Source organism: Bradyrhizobium uaiense (assembly GCF_010811875.1).
GTDB lineage: Bacteria > Pseudomonadota > Alphaproteobacteria > Rhizobiales > Xanthobacteraceae > Bradyrhizobium > Bradyrhizobium uaiense.
Genome location: NZ_VKHP01000052.1, coordinates 35,550 through 42,320, shown reverse-complemented (window position 1 = coordinate 42,320; position 6,771 = coordinate 35,550). Strand labels below are relative to the sequence as shown.

8 protein-coding genes and 1 pseudogene are annotated in these 6,771 nt (G+C 65.8%); 3 read left to right on the top strand and 6 right to left on the bottom strand.

What is annotated here, in order from left to right; genetic code table 11:
* Together FNJ47_RS51235 and maiA are read left to right on the top strand one after the other, a co-directional pair.
* A pseudogene (locus FNJ47_RS51235) lies at positions 1–173 on the top strand (acetamidase/formamidase family protein); the annotation flags it as partial.
* A gap of 191 nt (positions 174–364) precedes the next feature.
* Positions 365–1,024, top strand: coding sequence for a maleylacetoacetate isomerase (maiA, locus tag FNJ47_RS15350; protein WP_163154421.1), 660 nt, complete (start codon positions 365–367; stop codon positions 1,022–1,024).
* On the opposite strand, the gene FNJ47_RS15345 is transcribed toward maiA, so the two are convergent.
* Together FNJ47_RS15345 and FNJ47_RS15340 are read right to left on the bottom strand one after the other, a co-directional pair.
* On the bottom strand, positions 1,021–1,926 hold the full coding sequence (locus FNJ47_RS15345; RefSeq protein WP_163154419.1) for a LysR family transcriptional regulator: 906 nt from the start codon (positions 1,924–1,926) through the stop codon (positions 1,021–1,023). The genes maiA and FNJ47_RS15345 overlap by 4 nt on opposite strands.
* A 114-nt stretch (positions 1,927–2,040) precedes the next feature.
* Complete coding sequence (locus FNJ47_RS15340) at positions 2,041–3,732, bottom strand: bifunctional diguanylate cyclase/phosphodiesterase (RefSeq protein ID WP_163154417.1); 1,692 nt, start codon at positions 3,730–3,732, stop codon at positions 2,041–2,043.
* 219 nt (positions 3,733–3,951) lie between these two features.
* On the opposite strand from FNJ47_RS15340, the gene FNJ47_RS15335 reads away from it, so the two are divergent.
* Complete coding sequence (locus tag FNJ47_RS15335) at positions 3,952–4,236, top strand: hypothetical protein (protein ID WP_163154415.1); 285 nt, start codon at positions 3,952–3,954, stop codon at positions 4,234–4,236.
* A gap of 6 nt (positions 4,237–4,242) precedes the next feature.
* Here the strand turns inward: FNJ47_RS15335 and FNJ47_RS15330 are convergent, their stop codons facing one another.
* The 4 genes from FNJ47_RS15330 to mtgA all read right to left on the bottom strand — a co-directional run bounded on the left by FNJ47_RS15330 (position 4,243) and on the right by mtgA (position 6,625).
* Complete coding sequence (locus FNJ47_RS15330) at positions 4,243–4,713, bottom strand: YybH family protein (protein WP_163154413.1); 471 nt, start codon at positions 4,711–4,713, stop codon at positions 4,243–4,245.
* A 20-nt stretch (positions 4,714–4,733) separates the two neighbouring features.
* Entirely contained in the window at positions 4,734–5,366 is a 633-nt protein-coding gene (locus FNJ47_RS15325; RefSeq protein WP_163154411.1) for a hypothetical protein, read from the bottom strand.
* A 141-nt stretch (positions 5,367–5,507) separates the two neighbouring features.
* The gene (rpmF, locus tag FNJ47_RS15320) at positions 5,508–5,693 is read right to left on the bottom strand and encodes a 50S ribosomal protein L32 (protein WP_021077536.1); all 186 of its coding nucleotides are present in this window, start codon (positions 5,691–5,693) and stop codon (positions 5,508–5,510) included.
* Between the two features lie 260 nt (positions 5,694–5,953).
* Positions 5,954–6,625: a monofunctional biosynthetic peptidoglycan transglycosylase gene (gene mtgA / locus FNJ47_RS15315; protein ID WP_163154409.1), complete on the bottom strand. Its 672-nt coding sequence runs from the start codon at positions 6,623–6,625 to the stop codon at positions 5,954–5,956.
* Positions 6,626–6,771: the final 146 nt, after the last annotated feature.

The following is a 6,771-nucleotide window of genomic DNA, read 5'->3' as shown; positions in this document are numbered from 1 at the left end:
ACGCCTTCCGCAAGATGCGCAAATTTCTGATGACGACGAAGAAGCTGACCGAGGACGAAGCCATCTCGCTGATCTCGCTCGGCGTCGATTTCGGCGTCACCCAGGTGGTCGACGGCAATTGGGGCGTCCATGCGGTGATCCGCAAGGACATCTTCGCCGGCGGCGACAGCTGACCAAACGGCCTGGCGCGAAAGACAATCCGGAGCGCGATGATCCGCCGATCATTGCGCCCCGGCCAAGACGTTTCCAGCAAGCCTGCACTTGCAGGCTTGCAAGCCCGGATTGCCGCGCGGCAATCGCATCGCCTGCGACGCCGCTCCCACGCCACGCTAGACAGATGGCTTGGCTATGAGAGGCAACCCGAATGACCATCCAGCTCTACGGCTTCTGGCGCTCGAACGCGGCATTCCGCGTCCGGGTCGCGCTGGCGCTGAAGAACCTCGCTTTCGAGGAAATCGACATCGACATTCTCTCCGGACGCCAGTTCGATGCTGACTACGCCGAAGTGAACCCAGAGCATGTCGTGCCGACGCTGGTTCACGACGGCCGCCTCGTGTTCCAGTCCTTGGCGATCGTCGAATATCTCGATGAGATCAAGCCCGAGCCGCGGCTGTTGCCGGCCGGCGCCGCCGAGCGGGCCTATGCGCGGTCACTGGCCATGATCCTCGCTGCGGACGCGCATCCGCTGACCGTCCCGCGCGTCCGCAAATATCTCGGTCAGGCGCTCGACGCCGACAAGGCCGCCATCGAGTCCTGGTGCAGGCATTGGACCACCGAGGGGCTCTCGACCTACGAGCGCCTGCTGACGCGACGTCCGCCCGCCCCCTTCGCGCTTGGAACGACGCCGACAATCGCCGACATCAGCATCGCCGGCCAGGTGGCGCTGGCCGACGTCTACCGTATGGATCTCACAGCGTTTCCCGCGGTGGCGGCGCTCGCGAAGCGATGCTTCGCGGTGCCGGCCTTCGCCGATGCACATCCCTTTCAGCAACCGGGCTACAAGACTTCGGGCGAGGCTCGCTAGAGCGCAGCGCGATTGCGCGAGCGTCCTTCGAGCAACTGCCGACGCGCCGTCAGCCCCTGCCCCACGATATCGAAGAAGGCGCGGACGCGGGCGGTGTTGCGCAGATCGCGGTGGGTGATGAGCCAGAGTTCACGCGTGAGCGCGGCCTCCGGGACGGAGACGGTCTCGATGTCGGCTTCCTGATCGCCGAGATAGCAAGGCAGCAACGCCATCCCGATGCCAGCCTTCACCGCCATCATCTGGTTGATCAGGCTGCTGGAGCGATACACGATCTGATCGTTCGGCACGGTTTCGGTCAGCCAACTCGCCGCTGCCGCGACCGCCGAGCTGTCCCAGCCGATGAAGCTGTGGCCCTCGAACGGAACGCCACCCGGCTGGCCGCGATCAGCCAGATAACGCGGACTCGCGTAGAGCGCCCACGCCGTCTCCGCGATCTGCCGTCCGAACAAGTCGCTCTCAATCGGACGCGTTGCTCGGATCGCGATATCGGCCTCGCGTCGGAGCAGGTCGAGCTGGCGGTTGTCGACGAGCAGCTCGACCGTGATCCCCGCGTGCTTCGACCTGAACTCGGCCAGCAGATCGTTGAGGATGCGGTAGGCCAGGGATTCCGAGCAGGTGATCCGCAAATTGCCGGACAGCCGGGCATCCCGGCCGGCGACCTCGCGGTCGACCGCAAGCACTTCCGCCTCCATGCGCTCGGCGGCGAGCAACATCCGGTGTCCGGCGTCCGTCGGCGTATAGACGCCGCCATCCCGCTCGAAGAGCTGGACCTGAAACCTCGCCTCAAGCGCGTTCAGCCAGCGGAAAATCGTGGAGTGGTCGTTGCCGAGCTCCCGCGCAGCTCGCTTCAGCGAGCCGGCCCGGCTGATCGCAAGGATCAGCCGAAAGTCATTCCAGTCCATGCCGCGAATGCTCTCCGGAAGGCGTGGCGCATTTCGAGCGCACGCCTGCGCTGCCGGATATCGGGTGCGGGGGCCGGGGTCAACGCAATGACCCGCGTGGCAGGTATGATGGCATCAGCCGGTCGCCGGAGCGGCCTTCTCCGCGAGCCCATTCCACGGCCGGTCCGGCGAGGCGAGGCCGATCAGGCGACCCTGGATGAAGTCGCAGCCCCATTCGCGCAGCATCGCGGCGGCTTCCTCGTCCTGCACCCATTCGGCGACCGTCTTGATTTCAAGCCGGCGCGCGAGATCGATCAGGGTCTGCACGAAGGCGCGGTCGTCGGCCGAGCGCACGATGTTCTGCACGAAGGCGCCGTCGATCTTGACGATGTCGACGCCGAGCTTGCGCAAATTGCGGAACGAGGTGTAACCGGCACCGAAATCGTCGATCGCGATCCGGCTGCCGAAATTCTTCAGGCGCGTGACGAAGCCGCGGACGTCGTCGATATCCTGGATCGCGACCGTCTCGGTGATCTCGACGATCAAGCGCTCGCCGACGCCGGGATGCGCGCGCATCAGCGATTCGATGGTGGCCCACCAGTCCGGATCCATCGTGGTGTCGGGCGAGATGTTGAGGCTGAGCTGCACGCCGGGGGCGGCGGCGAGCTCGGCAATGGCAAGCTCCAGCACGCGATGATCGACCAGCCGGATCAGGCCGAGCCGCTCGGCGACCGGCACGATGTCGGGCGCCAGCAGCGCGCGGCCGTCGTCCTGCTCCATGCGGACCAGGCACTCGTAGAACGCAGGCTGCCGCAAGCGTGCATCGACCACCGGCTCGAAGCCGATCACGATGCGGCGCTCGTTCAGCGCGGTGACGATCTCGTCGGTGACGCGGATGTTGACGCGGCGCTGGGCATCGCGCTCGACATTCGGCTTCCACAGCGCGAACGATCCGGCGCGACGGTTCTTGGCAGCGTCCAGCGTCTCCTGGGCGCGATTGACCGCCTCCTCCGCCGACTTCGCATGGCGCGGGATAGTGACGGCGCCGATCGAGACCGTCACCGACACCGGGCCGGACTTGGTCGGCACCACCTCGTCGCGAACCGCGGCGAGGAAGCGCTCGGCAGCGACATTGGTATCGTCGACGGTGCAGTTGCGCAGGATCAGGCCGAACTTGTTGCCGGAGAAGCGGCCGAGCATGTCGCCGCTGCGCAGCCGCGCGCGAATCCGCTTCGCGACCTCGGCGATGACGGCATCGGCGACATCGAAGCCGAAGGCATCGTTGACGCGCGCCAGATGGTCGATGCCGATCAGCATGAAGGCGCAGGAGGAGCGGAAGCGCGCGCATTCCTCCATCGTCTCGGCGAGCGAGGCGACCAGATGGGTGCGGTTGAGCTCGTTGGTCAGCGGATCGTGCCGCGACAGTTTCAAGAGCTGCTCGTCGCGGGCGTGCCGCTCATTGTTGATGCGGACGACGCCCTGCACCAACGCCGGCCTGCCGTCGGCGCCGGCAAACCAGCAGCCGGTCTCCTCGATCCAGATCACTGGCGCCGAGGTGACGGCCCGCACGCCATATTCGATCCGGTAGGGAACGCCTTCGCCGCCCCGCGCCGTTCCGGTCTGGCCGAGCGCATCCGATCGAACCGAGCGCATCGGCTCGATCAGCTTGGCGAGCTCGGCGCCATTCGCCAGCGCAGCGGCCGGGATGTCAGGGAATACCGTCGCCGCATTTTCGCTCCAGGCAATCGCGTCGGTCGCCAGGTCCCAGGCGAATGTCGCTTGGCCGAGCGAGGCGAGGATGCTGGCAGCTGGCGGGACAGAGGGCATCGAACATGTCTCGATTTGGGACGGCGCCCGGTGATTCTACACGCTCTCAAGATAGTGGTTCCGGCGAATCCAACGCTAGGAGAAGTTGATAAATAATCTGGAAACCACGTTTTCGGGTGCCGTGGAACGAACTGGGGATGGCGGGCATGACCCTTGCCATGAGGGTGTTGCAGAGGGACGCGACGTCCCAAACTATGACGCTCCAACGGGTCGCAGGCGATGCGCGATATCGATCAATCGGAATTCGTGGACGGCGAGTTCACAGAGACCGCCGGGGTGACCAGCATGGCCCTGGTGCCGCTGGCCGTGACCACCCATTGGGCGCCCAAGATCCCGCTGCCCCATGCCGACCCGTCATTTATGGCCCATCTGATCGCCACCGCCGCCCATGAACCGCAGACGCGCGGGCTGTGGCGTGGGTCATTGGCCGATGCGCACAGCGCCTACGGCCCGCATGTCGACGAACGCCGCAGCGTGGCGCGACGGACCCGGCAAATCATCTAGACAGGATTAGTGGGCCTTGACCGGCCGGTTGCCGTGGCTGTCCTGCGGCACGCCGCGCCGCAACGACATGTGGGAGTGAATGCCGAGCCAGCGTCCGTCGGGCTGGCGCGCCAGGACGATCGTCGCACGCCCCGGCCGATCGAAGCGGCTGCCGTCCGGATTGAAGCCGGTACTGGTCCACGGCGTGATCACCGTCGCCGTGCCGCCGTCGGCACTGATCAGCACCTCCGTGTGCGCAAGATCGAACGCGAAATCCGCGGTGCGCGGCCAGACATTGTCCCATTGCATCTCGGTCCAGCGGGCGCGGCCGTGGATGAGTTCCTGATAGGTGCCGAACGAGATGATGTCCGAATGCCAGAACGGACGGGCGGCAGCATAATCGACCGCCCTGACGCAGGCGGCGAACCGCTCGAGCCAGTCAAAGATCGATTGCGTTGTCGTCGGATCGGCGATCGGAAGGGGCGTTTCTTCGCTCATGGCTCCCACCGAAAACGGCTCTAGCGCTGTGGCGTGTCCGGCGATGGCTGGCCGCCCGGCTGCAAATCGGGCGAGGCGACCGTGGGCTTTGGCGCGGACGGATCGAGCAGCACGGATTCCGCGACCGACGTCGCCGGCGGAACGGGTGCAGCCGGCGGCGGCGCAGCGGGCGCCGGTGCGGCGACAGGCGCGGGCTCGGGACGCGGCGCGGGCGCCACTGCCGGCGCGGGCTGCGGCGCCTCGGGCTGCGACTTGCCGACGCTCGGCGCAGGTGCCGCAACCACCGCACGGCGGCGGGTGCGCAGCGCAATTCCGGAAATGAAATCGACCAGCGCCAGCAGCGCGAGCAGGCAATAGGTCGAGTTGCCGAATTTCGGCCAGAGCACGAATTCGGCGGCGGCCGCGCCGAACACGATCAGCGACAGCAGATGATCGGTGAGGTATTTCGCGCCGGGGCGCGCGCCCTTGATGACCTCGAGCAGCAACAACAGCACGCCGGCGGCGAGCAGCATGTCGCTGAGCGTGATCTGCCACACTTCGCCCGACAGCAATGTCAGCCTGATCAGCGGGTCCGCGAAGGACACGCCGGGCATCAGGAAAGCGATGATGTTGTAGACCGCGAGCGGAACGAGCAGCAGCGGAAAACCAACCATCGGGGCTTGCGCCTTATTCAGGGAGAACCAGCAATGCGGCGATGCTCATTGGCTTCGCCGCGGACGCGCCCGTGTTGACCGCACTCGTTGGCCGAATTCAGGCGCAGTGCCATTTGATTGGCGCGGCAGCCCAAAGTCCGATCAGGACTCTTTCTTGGCCTTCAGGACCTGGCGGCCCTTGTACATGCCGGTCTTCAGGTCGAGGTGGTGCGGACGGCGCAGCTCGCCGGAGTCCTTGTCCTCGACGTAGGTCGGAGTCTTGATCGCATCGGCCGAACGGCGCATGCCACGGCGCGACGGCGAGGTTTTTCTTCTGGGAACGGCCATGACGGTGTCCTCTAGGGGTGTTGCGGAGGCATCGTCCGAAATGGGACGAGCGCACAGCGCTTCAAAGCGCCAGCTGCGATGCCGGTAAGGCCGCGCTTATAGAGGAAGGACCAGCGTAAAGCCAGAGCGTTTTCAAGCGAAGTGCGCACCGGTTCGCTTGAAGAAAACGCGTCAAATCAAAGAATCAAGAACTTCGGTTCTGATGGCATCAGAACCGAAGTTCGGGGGCCGGAGACAGCAAAATCCGCCCGAAACCGGCCTCAGGAGCCGCGATTTTCGCGCCAGCACCGCGTCACGGTGTTGGCTCGGGCCATATAGGTCCCGGACAGCCTGCGGACCCCCGGACCCGGGTTCCGGGCACTCCTTTTGACCGGATTCGGCAGGATCGCCGCCAAAAGCGCCGCCTCCCGGGGCGACAGCGCCCCGGCCGACCGGCCGAAGGCATATTGGGCGCCGGCCTCCGCGCCAAACTGCCCGGATGGGCCCATTTCCGCGATATTGAGGTAGATTTCCAGGATTCGCTGCTTCGGCAGCACGAAATCGATCCAGAGCGCCAGCGGCAGTTCCAGCCCCTTGCGGATCACGCTGCGGCCCGGCCACAGGAACAGGTTCTTGGCGACCTGCTGGGTGATGGTCGAGCCGCCGCGCGCCGCCTCGCCGTCTTCGGCATCGTTGACCGCCTCGCGCAGCGCCCCCCAATCAATGCCCCGGTGCTTGCAGAAATGGGCGTCTTCCGAGCCGACCACGGATCGCGGCAGATACGGGGACATGGCGTCGAAATCGATCCAGTGCCGCGTGACCGGGGCCCCCCGCAGGGTCCGCCACGCCATCAGGGCCGAAACGGGCTGGCCGGTGCGATAGAACGGCGTCACCAGATAGGGCAGCAACAGCAAGGCCAGCAAAAGCAGCAATAAAATTCGGACAATGCGCAAGACGGGGGTTTCCGGGGAGGGCGTCTCCAGAGAGGATTTGGGACCCGCCCGCCAGGATACGGCCGGCGCTACCCGACGTCTGCGGGATAATTCACGGTTTTTCCAGCACTTTTAAGGCGCGAATCCGTCGCCGGGTGGAATTGACG

What these genes read in the sequence shown, in the direction of transcription:
- FNJ47_RS15340 (WP_163154417.1), bottom strand. Translation starts at nt 3,732, where the DNA reads ATGCCCTCTGTCCCGCCAGCTGCCAGCATCCTCGCCTCGCTCGGCCAA.
- FNJ47_RS15335 (WP_163154415.1), top strand. Translation starts at nt 3,952, where the DNA reads ATGCGCGATATCGATCAATCGGAATTCGTGGACGGCGAGTTCACAGAG.
- FNJ47_RS15325 (WP_163154411.1), bottom strand. Translation starts at nt 5,366, where the DNA reads ATGGTTGGTTTTCCGCTGCTGCTCGTTCCGCTCGCGGTCTACAACATC.
- maiA (WP_163154421.1), top strand. Translation starts at nt 365, where the DNA reads ATGACCATCCAGCTCTACGGCTTCTGGCGCTCGAACGCGGCATTCCGC.
- FNJ47_RS15345 (WP_163154419.1), bottom strand. Translation starts at nt 1,926, where the DNA reads ATGGACTGGAATGACTTTCGGCTGATCCTTGCGATCAGCCGGGCCGGC.
- rpmF (WP_021077536.1), bottom strand. Translation starts at nt 5,693, where the DNA reads ATGGCCGTTCCCAGAAGAAAAACCTCGCCGTCGCGCCGTGGCATGCGC.
- FNJ47_RS15330 (WP_163154413.1), bottom strand. Translation starts at nt 4,713, where the DNA reads ATGAGCGAAGAAACGCCCCTTCCGATCGCCGATCCGACGACAACGCAA.